We start from the raw sequence: 20,365 nt of genomic DNA, 5'->3' as shown, positions 1-20,365 counted from the left end.
ATATAATAATATTAAGATGAAATTTGTTTTACGTTATTTAAAGAAAATTACCTTTTCATTAAATATAGTTGCACCTTTTATTATTGTCTCGTGCAGCAATAATGTTGTCGCTAATTTTTCTAATGTAGAACTGGCCAAAAAGTGTCTTTGGATTTCAAATTCAATCTAAAAATAATATTAGTATATCTCAATTTAATGGTACTATTATTCAAGATGGGGATTTTGTCAAATTTATAACAACTTCTCATTCATTTAAAAGAGTTAATACTTTAGGTTGTTTAAATATTGTTGTTAGACAATATTCTACAGATCAAATATTTAATTTAAACAATGTCTTTGTAGAGATTATTTTTAATGATAAGAAAAATGATATTTTAATTTTTAAAATTAAAAATTTTTTAAATAAAAATTTTTCTAATATTGAATTAAAAGCGCTTAATCATAATAGTAATTTACATGATAAATTATTTAGTTTGGGTTTTGTTACTATCTTGCAATCTGATTTTACACCTAAGCAAATTCCTTTATTTTTATACACAAAAGATAAAAAAATTAATAGTATAAATGATAAACTTTATGTTGAAAATATAGATTTTAATGATGGCTCTTCAGGCTCGCCTTTGTTTTATAAAAATAAGATTGTTGGGGTGTACAAAGGCAAGGAAGTCGTCCAAGGAAAATTAACTTCTTTTTTCAACTTATTTACAAATCAAATAATTGACAATATCAATAAATAAAACGTTACAATATTTATTAAAATACAAATATTTTAGGAGTCATAAATGTCAAAAATTAATTCAATACGTAACTGACTAATAATTAATTTCATATTTTTAATTATTAATTTTATTGTTGCTATCATAGATATAGCACTTGTTTACAATGGTTTTATAATTTTAACATCATTTGTAGGTTTTTTACCAAGCATTATTAAAGTAATTATATTTATAATAATGTTTGCAATTTCGATATACTTAACAATAAAATTATCTAAATTAAATAAAAGTAAGCAATCTTTTACTATAGTATTTATACTATCAATTATTTCAACTATCTTATTTTTAATAGGGATTTTAGTTAGCTGATTACCTATTGTTGGAGATTACATAATCATAACTATTTTCGTTTTAACAACACTAACATATATTTATTCTATATATAAAATTCAAAAACACAAAATAACTAGATAAAACATTTAAGGGAGAAAAAATGAACAACTTAGTTAGCAACACCAAATCATATTCCATCATTAATTTTATTCTTGTAATTTTTAGCCTATTTCTAGCAATAGGAACACTAATTTGAGTATCTCTTGCTTCAATTAACGATAAAAGTAGTTATGTCGCTGGTACAATTTTTTCTAAATTTTCTCTTTTTTGACTAGCATCTACAATTGTAGCTATTGGTATATTAATTGTTTCATCCATGGCACTAAAAAATTTAGAAATTTTTGCTAAAAACAGCAAGACATTAATGTCTAAACAAGGTAAATGAATTACACTAAAACTATTAGCAGGTTTTTCCATTATTCCAGGTTTTTCAATATTTATTTTTATATTTGTTTTTCCATATTTTTTATGAGTATACTGATCAACTTATAACAAACTTAAACAACCAGAAATTCTTGCAGAAATAGAAGCTAGTGGTTTTGGATACATAAAAAATTGAAACTAGCAATAAAAATAAACAACTTTTTGAGTATTAATTGTAAATTTTATTATTATATTTATGAATTTTTGTAAAACAAGATTTTGTTATTTCTAAAATAATTGAGGGCAAGTGATAGTCATTAGTAATTTAAATAAAACATTAAATTCTAAAAAAGCAAAAAGAATATTGTTTCAAAACCTGAATTTAGAAATTCCTACCAACAAACTCACATGTATTGTAGGTAAATCTGGTGTAGGAAAAACAACACTTTTGCACATGATTGCCAATTTTTCCAAATTTGATTCTGGAAAAATTGAATTTTTTGACAACAACAAACAACTTATAGAAAAGCCAAAATTAGACGTTGTTTTTCAAAATTTCAATCTTTTTGAAAACCTAAATGTCTTTGAAAATATACAAGTTGCAAATGGTATCATAGGCAAACAGTTTGATAGAGCGCTTTTAGAAAAACAAGCAAATTTTTTAAATATTAAAGATTCTGTCATCCAAAGTAGAGCTAGTATAATATCAGGTGGCGAAAAACAGAGGGTTTCTATTTTAAGAGCTATCAACAGAGATGCCGACTTTATTTTGTTAGATGAGCCCACTGGTAATTTAGATGAAAAAAATTCTCAACTTATTTTTGAAGAATTAAAAAAATTATCGCAATTTAAAACAATTGTCGTTGTTACTCACAACAAGCAACTTGCACAAAATTTTGCAAATAAAATAATTAATATTAAACAAAATTTTGAAATAGAAGTTGAAGATTTAGAACAGCAAAACTCTGTGGATTTGACTTATGACAATAATTTAAAACTGCCACAAAAATACAAAACATCTTTTTGAAATAAAATAACTATATCAAGAAAATTTGTCAAATCAGATTTTAAGAGAAAATTTTTCCAGTTATTTTTAATTATTTCAACTTTTATTCTTACCCTTTTTGCTACCTCCACTTTTTATACAATTAATAACAAAATTACTACAAGTTTAGCACAATCAATAACTCTTTATAACCAAGATTTGCTAATAATTAGAAAATTAAGAAATAGCAATTTTACTAAAGAAGATATAGATAAAATTAATACTAATCCAGATGTTGTCCACACTTTTTTAATAACTGATATATTACCAGATGCTTTTGATATTAAATCTGATAAAACTAATGAAGTTGTCAACACTTTAGATAAATCTTCAGTTTTGCTCATTGACAAGAGCAATTTCTTTGAAAAAAGAATTAAAGATTCATTTTTAATAGAAGGACAAACTATAAAAAATGACAATGAAATTATCATTTCCAAAGAAATTGCAGATCAACTAGGTCTTGAAAATCCTATTGGAGAAGAAATTTTATTATCACCAATTTTTAATAGGTTTGTTAATATCAACAATGAAAAAATCAATAACCAAATTAATCAAATAGCACCTAAGTTAAAAATTGTTGGTTTGAGTGATCCCAACAGTACTAAAAGCCACATTTTTATTAGAGATGTTGTAGCCAAAAATATTGAATCAAAAGTGTTGAATTTGTTGTCAAAAGAAGGTTTTTTATACAATAAAATCAAGTTTGATCAAAGACAAAGACCTTCAGAAGATCCTATAAATGAAAAAATAGAAACTAATCTTAATTTTGATGCTAAAAACAACAGTTTATTAGAAAATGTAGATATAATTTTGGGTAAAAAACCTCAAAAGCCTAATGAAATCATTATTTCAAGTGCCCTTTATGAAAAAAAACCCGATTTTTTTGCAATACCTAACAAATATAGAGTTTTTTTAGAACCAAATTATTTGGAAACCGCTTTTTCAAACCAACAAGTAGGTGTGGTAGGTGTTTATAAATCAGATGAATTAGAATTTAAATATCACCCTAGTTTAATAGAAAATCATTTAAATTCTGCCACCAAACTAGGAATTTACCTAAAACATGATAAATTAGAACTCGAACACTTGGAAGTTTTCCGATACAATCCTAAAGGTAAAAATCCTTATGGTGAATTCAACATTAGTCAATACCCAGATTCCTCATTTGCAAGAGGTATTGCTGAAAGCACTCAAATTTTTGATAAAACAACTTATATTATTTTTATACTATTAAATCTAATTTTGACAATCTTTTTACTAACATATTCAAAAACTACTAACAATGCAAAGCGCAAAGAATTTGGAATTTTAAAAGCACTAGCTGCTAGTAGGTTACAAACTATAGTTTATAACTTGTTAAATATTATAGTAATTTCGCTGATTTCTCTGATGTTAACAGCCCTCATTTTACTACCTTCGATCAAACCTATGTTCAATATTTTTAGTCCAATTGAAATAAATATTGATTATAAAGTCGTAGTTAGCGCTTTGTTCTTATCATGGTTTATTTCAACAACAATAACCCTTTTCTTCCACAGCATAATAACATATTTTATATACAAAAAAGCTACTTCTCACCTTTTAAAATAAAGCAAAATTGGAGACATTATGAAACTAAAAATAAAAAATCTTATACTATCAGCAACCGCTATTGCACCTTTAGTAGTTGTATCTTGTGGTTTTAAATCATCTTTGGACTATTTAGATAAACAAACAAATGAAGGTGTGCTAAACATGACTTTTGTTGATGAAAAACAAACATTTGTTTCTCTTTTTCTTGGAAAACTAGAAGACAAATTTATTTTTATAACATCTGGAAAAATTGATGCTTCTAACCTAAATAAAGAAACAAAAATTAGATTTAAAAGTCACGGCGATGTTCCATCTATCCAAGTAACATATAATTTATTGGTAGAAGGAAAAATACAAATAGAAAAATCTACCGATAATTATAGTATTTTTTCATTAACTGCTCAAAAAATAACTCAAGATAAAAAATCTTTGTCTTCAACTTTTAAAAACAAAAATGCAACACTGAAAAATTTTAACACCTTACCAACAAATGAAAAAATTGATGAAAAATTATTATTTGGTTTTGCTCCAATTTTTGACTATAGTGAACTACCTGAGTTATTTTTTCCTGAATTTTTTGTCTCTAATAGTATATCAAAATCTAAACTTTTAGAAAAAACTGATTCTCAAATATCCTTTGAAAACAAAGGCAAAATTAATGATCGCTTTTTTGGAGCACCACTAATTTACAAAAATTGATATGTAGGTATATTAAAATCCTATAAAAATGAAGAAAAAGATAGCAAAAGAATTAACATCACCGATTTTTATTTATTTACTCAAAGTGATATTGATGCAATCAAAGCTATTTTTAAAAAATAATTGAATGATTTCCCTAAAACATGATTAAAATAACTAATTTAAACAAAAGTTTTAAAAATAAGAGAAGCAAAAGAATTTTATTTAAAGATTTTAATTTAGAAATACCTTCTAACAAATTAACAAGTATAATTGGTGAGTCTGGTCTAGGAAAAACAACACTTTTGCACATGATTGCCAATTTTTCCAAATTTGATTCTGGAAAAATTGAATTTTTTGATAACAAGAAACAACTTATAGCAAAACCAAAATTAGATGTTGTTTTTCAAAATTTTAATCTTTTTGAAAATTTAAGTGTGCTTGAAAATATAAAAGTTGCAAACGGCATCATAGGCAAACAGTTTGACGGAGAGCTTTTAGAAAAACAAGCAAATTTTTTAAATATTGAAAATTCTGTCATTCAGAGTAAAGCCAATGTGATCTCGGGTGGTGAAAAACAAAGGGTTTCTATTTTAAGAGCTATCAACAGAGATGCCGACTTTATTTTGTTAGATGAGCCAACTGGAAATCTAGATGAAGAAAATTCCGAGCTAGTTTTTGAAGAATTAAAAAAATTATCACAGTTTAAAACAATTGTAGTAGTCACTCACAGCAAGCAGCTTGCACAAAAATTTTCTGATAAAATTGTCAACATTGAAAATAATCAAAACATTACTATAGAAGATTTTGTTTCAAATAGGACTTTAAATAAAGGAAGTGGTCTAGAAAATTTACCACTCGAGCAAAGTCCACAATACAATTTTGTTAACAAGCTAAAAATTGCATCACAAGTTTTAAAATCTGACTTTACAAAAAAGATTGTGCAACTAATCATGGTAATATTTAGTTTTATTATCACACTTTTTGCAACATCATTAGTTCTTACTTTTAACACTTATACTTACAATAAAGCACAGCAAACTATTTTACAACAAAACAAAGACACACTTATAGTTCAAAAAGAAAATCAGGAAAATTTTAGTCAAAGTGAAATTGAAAAAATAAGTCAAAATAAAAAAGTTGTTCATATTTTTAAAGAATTACCAAAGATTTCAAATTTGTTACAAGCAACTGTTAAAAATAATAATACAAACCAATTAGAGACTGTCTCAGTATCGCCTCAGCTAATCGATAGTAGTGAGTTTTTTCAAAAAAGAATTTTAAATCGCAATAAATTAAAAGGTGAAATCATAAAAAGTGATGATGAAGTTATAGTTTCACAATCTTTAATAGAAAGACTTAAATTAGGAAATCCTATTGGGAGTAGTTTGCTTTTACAACCTTATATTTTAGATAATTTGATAAATGAACAATCCAAAATACCATCTAAAATCATTGAAAAATTAAGCGCAATTAACAAGGAGTTAAGAATTGTTGCTGTTTTTGATACTGATTCCGTTTTTAACGAAATCATTATTAGAAGAGATGTTCTTGATGATATTCAAAAACAACAATTAACAATATTAGAAGAACATAATTCATTATTTAATCAGATAGCAATAATTGATGACTCAGTTGTTAAAGACAATGATTTGCAAACTAATATCAATCAAAAAGTTTCAAATGGGCTCAATTTTTATAATATTAAAAATAATGCAAATATCCAAGATATAGAATTAAAATTGGGTAGAAAACCACAAAATACAAGAGAAATTATTATTTCTGAAGCTTTGTATAAAAAAGCTCCTCAACTTTTTGATACAAAAAATAAGGACAATATTTTCTTATTTTCAGAATATTGACAAACATTTACTAATAATTTGCTAAATAGATCAGTAAATGTTGTCGGTGTTTATAATTCGGATCAAGAAGAATTTAAATATCATCCTAAAATTAAGGATATTTATTTAGATAATTCACAGGAATTGACAATATACTTTGATCCAAAAATTACCAATCCTAATGATTTAGCAGAATTTAGCAGCGATGACGGGTCTTATGGAAAATTGCAAATTTTAAAATTTCCACTTTTAAATTATGATCTTCAGTTGGATATATCAATAGCAACCAGCAACGCAACTTTAATAGTCTATGCTGTTTTTAATGCTATTCTAATTATATTTTTAGTTACCTATTCTAAAACTGTAAATAATGCAAAACGCAAGGAATTTGGGATTTTAAAATCACTAGGATCAAGTACAATACAAACTTTATTTTATAATATCTTAGGTATCATAGCAATTTCTATTATTTCATTTTTGCTAACCACAATTATTTTATTACCTACTATAAAACTAATATTTGGATTTGTGCCTAACTTTTTTGATCAAATTACTTATCTTGACATTTTTTCTGCAATAGCAACAGTATGATTAATATCAACAGTAATTACCCTATTTTTACATATATTAATTACTTATTATATGTACAAAAAATCAACATCTAATTTACTGAATTAATTTCCAAAAAGTGTATAAATTTATACACAATACATCAAAAAAGTGGTTCAACAAAATATTACAAATTAACAGTAATAAAACAAATAAAATAAGAGGTAATTAAAAAATAAATATGATAAAAAATAAAAAAATTAAACTAGTTTTACCTTTAACATTAGTCTTACCAATTACATTAATATCTTGTGAACAAAGTTATAGATCGGCTTATAATGAAGACCAAAATGATGGAATTTTAAACACAACTTTAAATCAAAGTACAACTAGTTTTGTTTCCTCATTTTTAAAACAAAATAGTAATGATTTTTTCTTTTTGACATCCTATTTTTTTGATACTAATTTAGATAATACAATTCAAGAACTCCAATTTCAAAGCTCTTTTAAATTTGTTCCAAAAACTCTAAAAAAATATCAAAATAAATTCAATTTTACTTTAAAAGGTAAATTAAAAATTGTATTTGCTAATACAAATTATACAATTTTTAAAATAACTAATACTACTGAAGTAAATCAAAGAAAATTACCTTCTGAAAAAAATTCTATATTAAATTCAATTCAATCAGAAGTTGATACTCCTATTTTGCAAGGTAATTTACTAAGCTCATTCACGCCTTCTCATGAAAGAACAATTAACAATCAAGTTGTATATAGCAAGGATAATCTCTTAGATTATAGACCTGATTCGATAGCTAATAAAAATAAAACTAGTATTAGCTTTATAACTAATAGTGCTACTAAAAACAGTTGATATGTTGGTTCTCCTTTAATTTATAATGGTAAATATATTGGTATTTTTGCATCAGTAAAACCTTATACACTACTTAACCAAACTCTTACTAATTATCTCTCAACTTTTTATCTTTTTAATAATAAAGATATTCAAGAAATAAAAAGTATAGTGGAAAATAAAAAATAAATTTTATTATTTAGCAAATATATTTTGCTTAAATTGCAGTCCACGATATATTAAACTTTAACAAAAAGACAATCTTAAAATATTTAAAAGACTTTCATTTTTATAGCAAAATTGAACAAAAAAGTTTGATTTTTTAAATATTTTCACCAAAGTCCTTTTTTTGTTGATATAATAAATTTTATTATGAAAAAACGAAATAAAATTTTATTGTCATCAATAATTCCATTAGCTCTGCCAATTGCTTTGGTATCTTGTAGGGAAATAACTTTGGATTCAATAGATGATATCAAATCATTTGAGAACTTAAAAGAAATAACCAAAAATATTCCAAATTTCCGTGAATTAGTAAATGAAACTATTAAAGAAGTAAAAGAAAATCCAGAGTTTAAAAATAGTCCATATTATAAAAAAATAAAAATAATTTTAGAAAAACTAGATGAAAAAACTCCTGATTTTGATCTAAAAAAAGCAATTGAATCTGAAAAGTTGTTTGAAAAAATATCAATGCTGGATAAAATTATGCCAAATGCTGGATAAAATTTTGGCATAATTTAAAAACCAATTTGGCCTTTTTCATTCGCTCTTTTTTATAAAAATAAAAATGAACAACTTTTAAAAGTTGTTCATTTTTCTACATTTTAATATGTTTGTAGACAAAAAACTAGGAAGCAACTTCCTAGTTTTTCTTTTTTTTATTTTTTAAATTTTGCTAATTTGGAAGCCGCATTACGGGCTGCTTCTCAAATAACTTCACTAAAAGTAGGGTGTGGGTGAATTGCAGAGGCAATTTCGTAAATAGTAGTTTCTAAATCAATAGCAACAATGAGTTCACTAATTAAATCAGTTGCTACTGGACCAACAATGTGAGCTCCAATGATTTCACCATGTTTTTTATCCACTATTAGTTTAGCAAAACCTTGTGTGCTTCCACCTGCAATTGCTTTTCCAATATGTCCAAAAGACATTTTTCCAACAACAAAATCATAACCTTGTTCTTTTGCTTGTTTTTCAGTTAAACCAACTGAGGCAATTTCAGGGTGGGTGTAGATGCAAGCTGGAACAGTTTTAGATGAATATTTTTCAGGTGTTCCACTAATGTGTGAAACTGCGACAATAGCATGACGGTAAGCCACGTGAGCTAGCATTGATTTTGCATTAACATCACCAATTGCGTAGACTCCTTCAATATTGGTTTGGCAGTAGTCATTTGTTTCTACTTCACCACGTTGTCCAAGTTTGATACCAACTTCTGCAAGACCTTGTGAATTTGGAACTCTACCAACGCTAACTAAAACTTTGTCTCCAGAAATCACTTCTTGTTTACCTGCAACTTCGTAGCGCACTTTTCCATTAGATTCATAGGCTAAAGTTGTGGCATTGGCAATAATTTCAACACCCATGTCGGTAAGTTTTTTGGTAATTTCTTTCGAAATTTCTTCATCTAAGTTTGCTAAAATAACTGGCAAGTTTTGAATAATGGTAACTTTAGTACCAGCAGAGGCAAAAATTTGTGCAAACTCAACGCCAATAACTCCACCACCAACAATAACTAGTGATTTTGGTTGTTTTTCAAGATTAATAGCTTCTTTGGAAGTTAAAACAACGCCATCTTTATAACCTTCTTCAAATCCAGGAAGATCAATTTTGCGATCTTGAGAACCAGTTGCTAAGATAATATTTTTTCCACGGTAAACTTTGCCATTGACTTCAACTTCACGTGCGCCAACAAATTTAGCTTCACCTTCGAGTGAGACAGCTTTGGCACCACGAACGATACCTTTGACTCCACCAACTAGTTTTTCAACAACTCCACGTTTACGCTCATGCATTTTTTCTCAACTAATTTTTAAAGAAGATTTACCTTCAAAACCATAGTCATGAGCGTGGCTAATGTAGTCATGAACTTCAGCTGTTTTTAACATCGCTTTGGTAGGAATACATCCAACGTTGAGGCAAACTCCACCTCAAAATTCCTTCTCAACAATAGCAGTTTTTAAACCTTTAGCTCCCGCTTCAGCTGCTGCTAAATAACCTCCAGGCCCAGATCCAACAACAATGACATCAAATTCAGATTCAATAGCACCACTGTATAGTTTCCCTTTTTCCAAACTAGTTGTTTTAGGTGTTTGATCAGCTACACTTGGAGCTGCAACAGGTGCTGGTGTTGGTTTAGCTGTTGAGGTAGATTTTTTGCTACCAAAATCAAAACTTAATAATTCATTACTTACTTTAACTTCACCAACAACACTTGCACCACCACCTTCTTCGGCAGGCTCTGCTGGTTTTGGAGCAGGCGCAGCTGCGCTTGGCTCTTCAGCTATATCACCGCTACCATCATCAATGTAGTAAATTTCTTGACCAACATGGATTGTATCACCTTGATTCATAAGTACTTTGACAATTTTTCCAGTTGTTGGTGAAGGAATATCAGAGGTTATTTTATCTGTTTCAACAGAGAATAGCGAATCACCTTCGTTGACTTGGTCACCTTCTTTTTTGTATATTTCAGCAACGACTCCTTCGTGAAGCCCTTCTCCAATATCGGCAAATTTAAATTTATACATTATAAAATTCCTAATACTTCTGGTTTTTCTAATAATTCTTTAACTCTTGCAGCAAAACGACCAATTGTAGCGCCATCAATTCAACGGTGATCAGCAGCTACTGTTAAGTGCATAATTTTTCCTGGCACGATTTGACCATTTTTTACTATCGCTTTGTCAATGATAGCACCAACTCCGGCGATTCCCATTTCTGGGTAGTTAATAACTGGAACTCCGTAAAGGGCACCTACTGAACCATAATTGGTAATGGTAAAGGAACCACCTTGCATTTCTGTTGGTTTAATTTTACGATCACGAGCTGCAATTGCAAGACGGGAAATTTCTTTGGCAATTTCAATCATTGAAAGACTTTGGGCATCTTTTATTACTGGCACCATTAGTCCAGCTTCAGTGTCAACTGCAAATCCTAAATTAATAGTTGCTGGGTAGACAATTTCTTGGCTAGCTTCATCATATTTAGCTGCAATAATTGGAAATTCTTGTAAAGCAATTAGGATTGCTTTTGCTATAAAAGGTAGAAAAGTTAATTTAACTCCAGAAGACTTTAAGACATCATCTAAGATAGATTTTCTTAAATTTCAAAGGGCACTCATATCAATTTCATTAACTAAATTAACATAAGCAACTGATTCTCATGAAGTACGCATTGCACGAGCGATTGCTTTTCTAATTGGTGCAATTTTTTCACGACGACCATCTAAAGTGGCAACTGGTTTTGCAACAGGAGCTGGAGTTGGTGTTGGAGCTGATGCTACACTTGGAGTGCTTGCAGGTGCACTTGGAGTTGGTGCACTTTTTAAACTTTCAATGTATTTTTCAACATCTTCTTTTTCAATTCGAGATTTACTAAAAGGAATTTCATCAATATTTAAATTGTGTTCTTTTATCAACCTTTTAGCTACTGGAGTGGCAAATATTTTACTCATTTTTATTCCTAGTTTTCCATCATTTCTTTAACTTTAGCAATAATTTTTTCCTTACTGATTTTGTGGAAATTTTCACCTTTTGCTAAAGGAACAGTGATATCATATCCAGTAAGACGTGCTGGTGCTGAATTTAAATAATCAAATGCTTTTTCATTAACACGAGCAATTATTTCAGCTGAAACTGAAAAAGATTTAACAGCTTCGTGAATAATAAGGATTCTTCCGGTTTTCTTAACAGAGTTGATAATTGTTTCGGTATCAACAGGTTTAATTGTTCTTAAATCAATCAATTCAATGTCAACATCTGCTAGTGCTTCATCTCTAATTGCTGCAATTGTTTCATGAACTTGTGCTCCATAAGTAACAATTGTTAAATCTTGACCTTCTTTAATAACGTTTGCTTTTCCGATTTCCACTTCATAAATTCCTGCAGGAATTTCTTGTTTAAATGAACGGTATATTTTTTTTGGTTCTAAGAAAACAACTGGATCTGGATCATTAATAGCTGCAATCAAAAGACCTTTTGTATCATAAGGTGTAGAAGGCATAACTACCTTAAGTCCTGGAACATGGGCAAACATAGCCTCAATTGCTTCTGAGTGGTGCTCAAGGGCACGCACATCTCCTGCCATTGGCATTCTTAAAACCATAGGTACTGTAAATCTACTACGGCTACGGTTACGATAACGAGCAGCGTGTGTAAATAATTGTTGAAATGCTGGGTATGAAAAACCTTGAAATTGCATTTCAATAACTGGGCGAAGACCTGCAATAGCAGCTCCTACTGCTACCCCACAAATACTAGCTTCTGCAATTGGTGCATCTCAAGCACGTTCAATTCCATATTTTTTTTGTAGACCTTCTGTTGCTCTAAAGACACCACCTTCAAATCCGGCATCTTCTCCTCATAAAACAACACGTGGATCTTTTTCCATCATTAAATCTAGTGCATTTGTAACAGCACCAATGTTATTTAAAGCGATTTTATCGTTTGCTGACATTATTTACCTACCTTTGAGAAAAATTCAATTGCTTCTTCTTTTTGTTCTCTTAATTCAGGAGTTAATTCTGCATAGGTATGATCAAAAATTTCATCAATTGTTGAATCAAGACCAAGTTGTAATGATTTTTCATATGTAGCTTTAACTACTTCTTTTGCATCTGCAGTAATTTTTTCTTTATCACTTGGAGTAATAATTCCATTATCATACATGTATTTCTCAATACGGTGCATTGGTTCTCATTTTTCTTTTTCTTGTTCTTCTTCAAGTGTACGATAAATTCTTGGGTTATCAGAAGAAGTATGAACACCTTGTCTTCAGGTTACAAACTCAACTAAAACTGGTCCATTTCCAGAACGAGCGTATTCAGCCGCTTCTTTCATAACTTCATATGAAGCTAATAAATCATTTCCATCAACTCTAACACCTGGAATACCCGCAGCTAAAGCTTTTGCAGCAATTGTTGGTGCAGCATTTTCATATTTATTAGGTGTAGAAATTGCTCATTGGTTATTGTTTACACAGAAAACAACTGGTCATTTTCAAATAGATGCCATATTTAGAGCTTCGTAAAATTCACCTTCAGCTGTTCCACCGTTTCCAATAAATGAAACTGATATGTAATTTTTACCTGTTAATTTTGAGGCATACGCAATTCCAGCCGCATGTGAAAATTGAGTTCCAATAGGAATGTTAATTGGTAAAACATTTACACCTTCAGGAATAATATTTCCTTTTTCACTACCATTTCAATATTGCATTTGGTTAAGCATAGGCACACCTAAATACAACATTGCAGCATTTGAACGGAAAGCTGGTACAAATCAGTCTTCTTTTTTCATTGCCATTGCAGCTGCAACTTGAAGAGCCTCTTCACCGAAATTAGGAGCAAATGTTAACATTCTCCCCTGTCTTTGTAATTGTGTCATATATTCGTCTTGTTGACGAGATAAAACCATAAATTCATAAGCTTTTTTGATTTCATTTTTACTTAAAGTTATATCTTTTTTAGCATCAAGTTTACCAAAAATTGTTGACTTAAGTAAATTACCATCGATATCTAAATAACGAATCATTTCTGACTCATTAGTCATTAGAGTATCTTTGTTTACATATCTTAATTTTGACATTTTTCTCCTTTATATTACTACCATAATTGTGATAAATTATCTTTAATTTGTTTATAATTAAACAATTAAAATTAAATTTATTCTACTTTATTAAATTATATAACAAAATAATCCTTTTTGTGTATATTGTTTAATATTTTATTATAAATTTTAACCTTAAATTACCAGTAAAACTTAATTGAAAATCATAGTAAAATTTAAAAGAATAACTTATTATTTACAATAGTTATAAAAAATATTTTTAATATTATAATTTTTGTAAATAGTTTAAAAATTATGACTTTCACTTGCATTTTTTTATCATTTTAACCAACTTTTTATTTAATACATTTATAAATTATTTAAAAAGTTAATAAAATAATTTAAAATTTATTTTGTAGTGCTTAATCGTGCTACAAAAATTACTTTAAATTTCCTTAATATCTATATACTTATATAATTTAAAATAAACATAATTTATTCTATTGGTTATTTCTTTAATATTAATCTTTTTTATTGTTATATACAAAATAACGTTAGTTAGAAATTCAAACTATTTATTTGTGAGTGGTTTTAAATAAATTCCTTTTCTTATTGTAATATCAGATACTTTCATAGTGTTTTTTAAATTGGAGTAATTCAACTTAATAATATTTTACATTAGTCTTCATTTGATAAGAAAATGAAGACTTTTTTTATATAAAAAAAGTAAAATAAACGCTAATTAAACTAAAAATTTACTTAAATATAATTATAAAATTTAATTTTTTTCTTGATGTAAAAATCTTTCTTGTTGTTCTAAATTAGGATGACTGAATTCTTGCAATTCAAGTTGAACTGTATTAGTTTCTTTGTCATATAAAACCCTTCTATAAATAAGTTCTTTTGGTTCTCTTTTGTGATTATTTTGAATTTGGGTAAAAATTTTCATAGCATTAGAATATTCCACATCAGCAATGTCTGTGTACTTAAAACGCTTGTTTTTACGCACTAAAGTATTAAAATCATAGTCATTTAACATATATATTTCTGAACAATCAACATAGCTGTCAACTTTTTGAAAATATTTTTGTTTTTTAGTTTTTGGTAAATAAATTTCACCTGGTCTAGGCTCTACTAATTTAAAATTTTCATCATAAGCAGGACGAGTTTTTAGATAATACATATCAAATTTTTCCCAATTATTAGCCAAAATCACAATGTGACCAGGAATAATGTTGCCTTGTTCATCAAAAGCCAATGATGTTATACGATTTGTTAATAATCTCTCTGTTGTATTAGAACTCATAAACACCTCTTAAAATAAATCTAATTATATAATATTATTATTTTATTTATATTATAAATAAAATAATTTTAGTTATTAAAAAATTAAATAATTTTATTAACTAGTCAGTTTTTACTATATTATCTAAAAAAGAAAAACCAACATTAAAACAATGTTGGTTTTTTAGATAAAAGTTTATCTGAATTAGAAAATTGATTTTTCTTTTAAGATAGCACTCATTTTTTCGATTTTGAAGTATCCAATTTCTTTTGCTACTAATTTTCCATCTTTGTAGAAAAATGTAGTTGGAGTTCCGGTAATTCCTTCTTCTCTAGCATACTGAATATTTTCACGAATATTAAAACGAATAATATCAAGCTCTGGATATTGTGCACTTGTTTCCTCAATTGTTGTGTCAAACATTACACACATTCCACAACCTGGTTGGTGGAAAACTAAAATTGCTGCTTTAGAGCTTTTAATTTTACTTAAAATTTCTTCTGTTGTTGATAAATTAAATGTTGGCATTTTTTATCCTTTACTATAATATTTTATATATCAGCAATATTTATTTGCTTAATACAAGGTATTATTATATATTAATAATTTAAAAAATTAATAAGATTTTGCAAAAACAACAAATTTATTAGTTTTTTTACCACTAAACAGTGATTTAGCTTCAGCTGGCAGTGGGATAATAAAATCTTTATTTGAGACAATACATCTAGAGGTAGCTCCTGTTTCTTCTTGGATTTTGATTTCTTGCTTTTGAGTTTCAGAAAAAGCAACTACCACAAAACGAGATTGAGCAATTGCGACTTTAAAATTCTCATAATTGTCTACATAGACAATATTTTCAGTAAGTCTGTGTTTGGCTTGTTCGAACAAGTTGGCTTGGATTTCTTGAAAGAGTTGTTCAAGATGGTTAACTATTTGACTAGTTGGAACTATTTTTTTCTCAAGTGTATCTCTACGCACAACAACTACTTGCTTGGCTTCTAGATCACGGGGTCCAATTTCTATTCGAACCGGTGTTCCTAAAACCTCGCTGTTTGCAATTTTAAAACCTACTTGATTGTCACTTAGATCAACTCTGTTTGTGATATGAAAATCATCTAATTCATCTGAGAGTTTGAGGATAGCTTTTTTCAAATTAGGGTGTTTATTAACAAAAAAAGCTAAAATATCAACTTTATATTCTGCAATTGCTGGTGGAATAATAATTCCTCTATCATCACCGTGAGTCATGATCAAAGCACCTATAAGTCTTGTAGAGACTCCTCAAGATGTTTGATAGACATACTCTAGTTGATTGTCTTTATTTTTAAAGGTAATATCGAAATTTTTGGAAAAATTTTGCCCTAAATAATGTGAGGTTCCTGCTTGTAATGCGCGCCCATCTTTCATCATAGCTTCAATTGTGTAGGTAGTTTTGGCTCCCGCAAAACGTTCTTTTTGTGTCTTTTTTCCAACTATAACTGGTATGGCTAAAAATTTTTCAACAATAAATTTATAATTTTCAATCATAATTTTAGCAAATTTTTTCGCCTTGGAGCTATCTTCATGAACTGTGTGGCCTTCTTGTCATAAAAATTCTGTGGTTCTTAAAAAAGGATTAGTAGTTTTTTCTCAGCGTGTTACTTGGCATCACTGGTTTAATAATATTGGTAATTTATTTTTATGAGCAATCTCTTTTTTGAAAAAATCAGCAAATAACACTTCACTTGTTGGTCTTAAATAAATATTTTCAGGTAATTTTTTTTCACCAACGTGAGTAATTGTGAGCAATTCAGGAGCAAATCCTTTTACATGTTGCTTTTCTTTTTCAATAAAAGATTGTGGAATTAAGCTTGGAAAATAAACATTTTTGATAGAAAGTTCTTGAAATATAAAGTTTAAAACATCTTGAATACTAGATCAAATTGCATAACCATTTGGTTTGAGATACATTGTTCCTTTGACCGGGCCATAACTCATTAATTCAGCTTGGGTTATGACATCAACATATCACTTAGCAAAATCTTGTTTTCATGGTGTTATTTTTTCAAGCTTTTTCATCAGGTTACCTCTTTTAAAATTATGATTTTATTTTTTTGTAAATAAAAAACCCAGCATAAGAAGCTGGGGATTGGCGATTATACATTTGGCTGCCCCAGTTAGATTCGAACTAACGAATGACGGTACCAAAAACCGTTGCCTTACCACTTGGCTATGGGGCAAAATGGTGGGGGGTGAGGGATTCGAACCCCCGAATCCGAAGAAAGTGGGTTACAGCCACCCGCATTTGGCCGCTCTGCAAACCCCCCGCTTTTGAATTTGCAAATATAATTTTACTAAATTTTTTTTATTTTAAAAGCAAAAAAGAATTTTTTTATTTCCCAGAAGAATTTTGTTAATAAAAGAATTTTATTTTTTATTTAAACTTTTTGATAAACAATAAAATCTTATTTGTTATAATTTCCAAATATAAATAAAAATAATTACAGAGTAAATATGATTAAAAATGTTAGAGATTATAAAGAAAAAGAAGAATTTAAGAATAAATTTGAAGAAAAAATAACTCCTATTATTAAAAATAGATTAGAAGATGTTTTTAAATTACCTCATTTTAAAAAAATGGAAAATTATTTATATGCTATCTTAGGAACTGGTATTCTATTCTTAATTGTTCTAATAGCTGGATTTGCATTAGCTTTTAGTGGAAATGGGATTAGTAGTGGTATTATAGTTATTTTGATTAGTCTTGTTTTTTTAGGAATAGCAATTGCATTATATTATCTTAGAAAAAAACTAGCAAGAAGAATTGAATCTATTATTTACGACAATCTAAATGTTGATGATTTATATAGACAAGGTTTTAATTTGCTGGACTCAGAAATTGAATATAAAAATGAGGAAAATGAAGAAAGTGAGGAAAATGAAGAAAATGAAGAAAATGAAGAAAATGAAGAAAATGATGAAGAACTGCATTTTCCTGGAATTAGTGAAGATGAGCACATTGTTTTTGGTAGCGAACTCCCTTCTGAAGCAATATTTAATCGTGTTTTAGCAAAAATTGATTTTGTAATCGACCAAAAATTTCCAGCTACTCTTGAACAGTGCGAATGATTAGTAAGAATAGAAAATAAAAAAAATGAACTAGTAAGAGAAGAGTTTTACTACAATGCAATGATTAAAATAGATATAGAAAAACTTGAGAAAAAAATAGAATTTTCTTTAAAATACAAACAAAGTTGATTTAATTCTGGAAAAAATTTATTCACTAAAAAGGATAGATTTGGACACAAAGAAATGAAATTGGAAAATAAAGAATTACACAAAAAATTTAATCTATTTTCTAATGATGAACTTGAAATCTATGAAATGTTTACACCTTTAACTATGGAACTAATAACTAAAAGAGTTAATGATGCTTCCAATGTTAATGTTGGTAAACCCTCTTTCCATTCTATAGGAAAAAGTGTCTATATTAGTTTTCCATCTAAATATGATTTTTTCGCACTAAGAACTCTCTATAATAACAAACAAGTTGCTGCTAATAAAATAAGTGAACAATTTGTAGAAAATATTTATGATGTTTACTATGGAATTAGTTTCATTCAAATACCTATTTTTCTAAAATAAAAAATTCGTAAAAACCTCAAAAGCCTGTAAAAATTGTATGTTTTTAAGGTTTTTTGATATAATTTTATAAACATTAACAAGGAAGTAATATGGCAAATTTATACGATAACTCTGAATATAAAGATCCTCAAGGTTTTGAACCAGCAGTAGATAATAAAATTATTTTTGCACAAGCATCTACAGCTGCTAAAATTGTTTTTTGATTTTTTGGGACTCTACTTTTATTTGCGGCTCCTATTTTTTATATAGCAAAAAGAAACTCTTTACTTCGCCAACAAGTAGAAATTAACCAAGCTTCATCTACAATTGATACACAATTGGCAAAAAGAGCTGATACTCTAATCAAACTAGTGGATCAAGTTAAATCTTACAAAAATTTTGAAAAAGATATTTTAGTTGATGTAACTAAATTGCGTTCAAACGTTTTCAATGGTGGAAATAGAACTATAAATAATTCGGTGGAAATTGATCAACTTAACACTTCAATTATGTCAAGATTGATAGCTACTTTTGAAAACTATCCAGAACTCAAAGCAATTGAAGGTTATAATGAATTAATGCAACAATCTGTTTATTTAGAAAGAGAAGTATCTGCTGCTAGAAGACTATACAACTCAAAAGTAACTCAATTCAACAGTGAAATCATTACCTTTCCAACCAACATTGTATCTTCTACTATGAAAATTTCAACTAAACCTCTTTTCCAAGCAAGCACAACACAAAGACAAGATGTTTCAATGAAAGACCTATAATTTTATAGGTTTTACAACAAAAAACAACACTTTATAAACCAGGACAAAAAGTTAACAGTTTAATATTATTTTAACACCACAGCATATTGCTGTGGTGTTTTTCAATTTAAAAGCGATTGAATTCTATAGTTGTTGTATCAAAATATATAATCTGCAATTATTTTTTTCAAATCTTCTAAAGTTATTTTACTGTAGTCTGACCACTTTTTATAATTCTGGGAGCTTTTATATATGAAACATCAATAGCAAAAATATTTCTATTTAATTTATCATTCTAGTCGCGTTTAACAATATCCGGCAACGCGAATTTGGTGTTCTTAATTTCGCTCTTTCTTCTTTGTTTTCTAATTTTGCATACTAAATTCAAATAGAAATATAAGTGCCCAATCTTAAGTGACCATATCTACCTTTGTTATCAAGAAAGGATTTTTTAATTATTGTGTCATTTTTGTGCTCCTTTACTTTTATAACTCTAGTTTTAGATTTTGCCATTGCTTGTCTGCATACATTAAAAATTTTGCAGATTTGCTGTAGGGAATATTTAGTTTTTTAGCTTCACTAAGTTTTCCTGATTTTGATTTATTTTTGTTGATTTCGTAATATCTCTTAGCTATTTCTATTAATTCTTCTTTTGTAAATTCGTTTCAATCGGGTTCAATTGATTTTTTAGGTCTGCCACTCCCTGGTTTTCTGTTTACGCCCTTTTTATCTAATAATTGATCTTGCATACCATTATTATAATATCTAATAATTTTTTTGATTCTTCGAACTAGACATTTTTTGGTTATAAAATTTGTATTTGGTGAAATTTCATTTATATAATTTATTGTTTGTTTTAATCCAAATTCATTGTAAATTTTATAAATCATATCAAACTCATCTTTTATAAAGTGTCTTGACATTAGTATTCTCCTTTTTGTTGC

18 protein-coding genes and 2 tRNA genes are annotated in these 20,365 nt (G+C 28.0%); 10 read left to right on the top strand and 10 right to left on the bottom strand.

What is annotated here, in order from left to right; all coding sequences use genetic code 4:
* The first annotated feature begins 158 nt into the window (after positions 1-158).
* The 8 genes from MCJ_RS03660 (at position 159) to MCJ_RS00320 (ending at position 8,736) form a co-directional block, all read left to right on the top strand.
* A complete protein-coding gene (locus MCJ_RS03660; protein WP_129621918.1) occupies positions 159-737 on the top strand; it encodes a trypsin-like serine protease in 579 nt (192 codons plus the stop codon).
* Between the two features lie 45 nt (positions 738-782).
* A complete protein-coding gene (locus MCJ_RS00350; protein ID WP_041594468.1) occupies positions 783-1,190 on the top strand; it encodes a hypothetical protein in 408 nt (135 codons plus the stop codon).
* 19 nt (positions 1,191-1,209) lie between these two features.
* Positions 1,210-1,674, top strand: a complete 465-nt coding sequence (locus tag MCJ_RS00345) for a hypothetical protein (protein WP_041594467.1) — start codon at positions 1,210-1,212, stop codon at positions 1,672-1,674.
* A 105-nt stretch (positions 1,675-1,779) separates the two neighbouring features.
* A complete protein-coding gene (locus MCJ_RS03515; RefSeq protein WP_050731543.1) occupies positions 1,780-4,107 on the top strand; it encodes an ABC transporter ATP-binding protein/permease in 2,328 nt (775 codons plus the stop codon).
* Between the two features lie 18 nt (positions 4,108-4,125).
* Positions 4,126-4,911, top strand: coding sequence for a hypothetical protein (locus tag MCJ_RS00335; protein ID WP_012751285.1), 786 nt, complete (start codon positions 4,126-4,128; stop codon positions 4,909-4,911).
* A 20-nt stretch (positions 4,912-4,931) separates the two neighbouring features.
* Complete coding sequence (locus tag MCJ_RS00330) at positions 4,932-7,286, top strand: ABC transporter ATP-binding protein (protein WP_012751284.1); 2,355 nt, start codon at positions 4,932-4,934, stop codon at positions 7,284-7,286.
* A 112-nt stretch (positions 7,287-7,398) separates the two neighbouring features.
* On the top strand, positions 7,399-8,199 hold the full coding sequence (locus MCJ_RS00325; protein WP_012751283.1) for a hypothetical protein: 801 nt from the start codon (positions 7,399-7,401) through the stop codon (positions 8,197-8,199).
* Positions 8,200-8,382: 183 nt separating this feature from the next.
* Positions 8,383-8,736, top strand: coding sequence for a hypothetical protein (locus MCJ_RS00320; RefSeq protein WP_129621917.1), 354 nt, complete (start codon positions 8,383-8,385; stop codon positions 8,734-8,736).
* A gap of 155 nt (positions 8,737-8,891) precedes the next feature.
* Here the strand turns inward: MCJ_RS00320 and lpdA are convergent, their stop codons facing one another.
* The 9 genes from lpdA to MCJ_RS00275 all read right to left on the bottom strand — a co-directional run bounded on the left by lpdA (position 8,892) and on the right by MCJ_RS00275 (position 17,372).
* Positions 8,892-10,763: a dihydrolipoyl dehydrogenase gene (gene lpdA, locus MCJ_RS00315; RefSeq protein WP_012751280.1), complete on the bottom strand. Its 1,872-nt coding sequence runs from the start codon at positions 10,761-10,763 to the stop codon at positions 8,892-8,894.
* Positions 10,763-11,689, bottom strand: a complete 927-nt coding sequence (locus MCJ_RS00310; RefSeq protein WP_012751279.1) for a 2-oxo acid dehydrogenase subunit E2 — start codon at positions 11,687-11,689, stop codon at positions 10,763-10,765. Before MCJ_RS00310 ends, lpdA begins: the two co-directional genes overlap by 1 nt.
* 8 nt (positions 11,690-11,697) lie before the next feature.
* Positions 11,698-12,690, bottom strand: coding sequence for an alpha-ketoacid dehydrogenase subunit beta (locus MCJ_RS00305; RefSeq protein WP_012751278.1), 993 nt, complete (start codon positions 12,688-12,690; stop codon positions 11,698-11,700).
* Positions 12,690-13,820 (bottom strand): pyruvate dehydrogenase (acetyl-transferring) E1 component subunit alpha, encoded by a 1,131-nt coding sequence (gene pdhA / locus MCJ_RS00300; RefSeq protein ID WP_012751277.1) that lies wholly within the window; start codon positions 13,818-13,820, stop codon positions 12,690-12,692. The genes MCJ_RS00305 and pdhA overlap by 1 nt, the downstream gene beginning before the upstream one ends.
* A gap of 739 nt (positions 13,821-14,559) precedes the next feature.
* Entirely contained in the window at positions 14,560-15,087 is a 528-nt protein-coding gene (locus MCJ_RS00295; RefSeq protein ID WP_041594465.1) for an Mbov_0400 family ICE element protein, read from the bottom strand.
* Positions 15,088-15,270: 183 nt separating this feature from the next.
* Positions 15,271-15,594, bottom strand: coding sequence for a thioredoxin family protein (locus MCJ_RS00290; protein ID WP_012751275.1), 324 nt, complete (start codon positions 15,592-15,594; stop codon positions 15,271-15,273).
* Positions 15,595-15,681: 87 nt separating this feature from the next.
* The gene (gene proS, locus MCJ_RS00285; protein WP_012751274.1) at positions 15,682-17,124 is read right to left on the bottom strand and encodes a proline--tRNA ligase; all 1,443 of its coding nucleotides are present in this window, start codon (positions 17,122-17,124) and stop codon (positions 15,682-15,684) included.
* An 86-nt stretch (positions 17,125-17,210) separates the two neighbouring features.
* Positions 17,211-17,285: transfer RNA gene (locus MCJ_RS00280), tRNA-Gln, on the bottom strand.
* A 3-nt stretch (positions 17,286-17,288) separates the two neighbouring features.
* A tRNA-Tyr gene (locus tag MCJ_RS00275) sits at positions 17,289-17,372 on the bottom strand.
* Positions 17,373-17,559: 187 nt separating this feature from the next.
* On the opposite strand from MCJ_RS00275, the gene MCJ_RS00270 reads away from it, so the two are divergent.
* Both MCJ_RS00270 and MCJ_RS00265 read left to right on the top strand, forming a co-directional pair.
* Positions 17,560-18,690 (top strand): DUF3137 domain-containing protein, encoded by a 1,131-nt coding sequence (locus tag MCJ_RS00270; RefSeq protein ID WP_012751273.1) that lies wholly within the window; start codon positions 17,560-17,562, stop codon positions 18,688-18,690.
* An 89-nt stretch (positions 18,691-18,779) separates the two neighbouring features.
* Positions 18,780-19,442: a LemA family protein gene (locus tag MCJ_RS00265; protein ID WP_012751272.1), complete on the top strand. Its 663-nt coding sequence runs from the start codon at positions 18,780-18,782 to the stop codon at positions 19,440-19,442.
* Between the two features lie 464 nt (positions 19,443-19,906).
* Here the strand turns inward: MCJ_RS00265 and MCJ_RS03750 are convergent, their stop codons facing one another.
* Entirely contained in the window at positions 19,907-20,344 is a 438-nt protein-coding gene (locus MCJ_RS03750) for a hypothetical protein (protein WP_012751269.1), read from the bottom strand.
* Positions 20,345-20,365: the final 21 nt, after the last annotated feature.

The organism is Mesomycoplasma conjunctivae (assembly GCF_000026765.1).
Classification (GTDB): Bacteria; Bacillota_I; Bacilli_A; order Mycoplasmatales; family Metamycoplasmataceae; genus Mesomycoplasma; species Mesomycoplasma conjunctivae.
This window is presented reverse-complemented; position numbering and strand designations above follow the sequence as displayed.